This is a genomic window from Bartonella queenslandensis AUST/NH15, assembly GCF_000312585.1.
GTDB lineage: Bacteria > Pseudomonadota > Alphaproteobacteria > Rhizobiales > Rhizobiaceae > Bartonella > Bartonella queenslandensis_A.
On the sequence record NZ_HE998006.1, the window covers coordinates 31,094 to 32,559 of the forward strand.

General features: G+C 34.8%; 3 protein-coding genes. All 3 read left to right on the plus strand.

Annotated features, from left to right (window positions below):
• Nucleotides 1–30: 30 nt before the first annotated feature.
• Nucleotides 31–165 carry a hypothetical protein gene (locus BN338_RS13525; protein WP_280109525.1) on the plus strand — a complete coding sequence of 45 codons (135 nt, stop codon included), beginning with the start codon at nt 31–33 and terminating at the stop codon, nt 163–165.
• Complete coding sequence (locus BN338_RS06725) at nt 159–488, plus strand: hypothetical protein (RefSeq protein WP_156809265.1); 330 nt, start codon at nt 159–161, stop codon at nt 486–488. The genes BN338_RS13525 and BN338_RS06725 overlap by 7 nt, the downstream gene beginning before the upstream one ends.
• 566 nt (nt 489–1,054) lie before the next feature.
• Complete coding sequence (locus BN338_RS06730; protein ID WP_039760314.1) at nt 1,055–1,330, plus strand: hypothetical protein; 276 nt, start codon at nt 1,055–1,057, stop codon at nt 1,328–1,330.
• The last annotated feature ends 136 nt before the right edge of the window (nt 1,331–1,466 follow it).

Here is a 1,466-nt window from a genome sequence, read left to right on the forward strand (position 1 = left end):
TATTTTTTTTAAATAAAAAGGAGGATTTAAATGGGTAGTTCAAGCTCATCACATGATTCAAGTAGTAGTTCACGTCGCCAAAGTTGGCTTTTTCCAGATTATACAGACACTTATGCCCAAGCAGCAGGTACAGGTGGCATGATGGGAGCAATGGTAGAATGGTAGGAGGTGGTGCTGGTGCAGCGGGAGGTTCTATTGTTAGACCAGGAGGTGCAAGTGCTGGCTTTCTCGGTGGAGTAGTAAGCGGCGGAATAGGAGGAGCTGGTGATGCCTTCGTAGATAAGTACAATCAACTTCATCCGAATCCGAGCTGTGAAGTAGGCGATTATGTTGAAGCATCGGCCATAAGGGGAGGGATAGGAGCAGTAGGAGGAGCATTAGGTGGTTCAGTGGGAGGTCCTATTGGTGCGCTCAGTGGAGCAGTAGTCGGCGGAATAGGAGGAGCTGTTACCGGTTTTACGGATAAATACAAGCAATGCCATCCGTAAAGTGGAGGGACACTGTTTTTAATTTATTTAGAAAATAGCTAGTGAGATATTTCTGAGATCAGTTAATATTGTAAACATACTTTAAAGCTATGGCTAAACTGATTTCAGGGATATTTTTGTTTATGATAATAGATATTTTATTTTGGATTCTTTATTATGTATACTTTTATTAGCTCTTTAGTGACAGCAATTGCATTTGGATTTTTCATGTTTTTTTTCGGTAGATTTAAAGGTGGGAGATGGAGTATAAAAAAGAGTAATATTAGCAACAATTATATTTTTTATAATATTTTATTCTGGAAATTTATTAGTTGAATATATGGGAATTTTAAAATAATATAGAATTAATTTATTATAATAATTTTATTATTTATTAATTAAAATATACATATTTATATAATACAATATAAATAGAGTGTATTTATTATTTATACAGCGTTTTATTATTATTATTATTAAAATTATATTTTACGTCTGTCTAAACAGCATGCTAACCATTTTAATTGTATCGATCTGATAGGTTTTTTTTATAAATATACTTTAATAAATATACAAGGGGGATTAAAATGGGAAGTTCAAGCTCACGTAGTCATTCACACAGCAGTTCACATTCATCAAGTTCATCTACGGCATGTGGTGTTAAGGATTATTTCCATGCTGCGATGACAAAGAAGACAGAGGTAGGAATCATTGGAGGAGCTGCGGGAGCTCTGTATGGAGGATTAAGGGGCTCGCGAGGTGGTATATGGGGTACGGTTACAGGCGCTGCATTGGGTGGATACACAGGTCATAAATTGGGCAGCAATGCAGGGATTATTATAGGGCCTGTGAGCAAGTTTTAGGACTGCGGTGGTCGCATTCACCTTTTTTTGATTTGTAAATAATTTTTAATAATATATTTTAAAATCAATTTTTTAGATATATATAAATATATGTCTAATTTCGTTTATAATGTGTATTTTATAGATATATATCGTT

Bases quoted from the DNA above. Each gene is read 5' to 3' on its own strand.
- BN338_RS06730 (WP_039760314.1), top strand. From the start codon at position 1,055: ATGGGAAGTTCAAGCTCACGTAGTCATTCACACAGCAGTTCACATTCA.
- BN338_RS06725 (WP_156809265.1), top strand. From the start codon at position 159: ATGGTAGGAGGTGGTGCTGGTGCAGCGGGAGGTTCTATTGTTAGACCA.
- BN338_RS13525 (WP_280109525.1), top strand. From the start codon at position 31: ATGGGTAGTTCAAGCTCATCACATGATTCAAGTAGTAGTTCACGTCGC.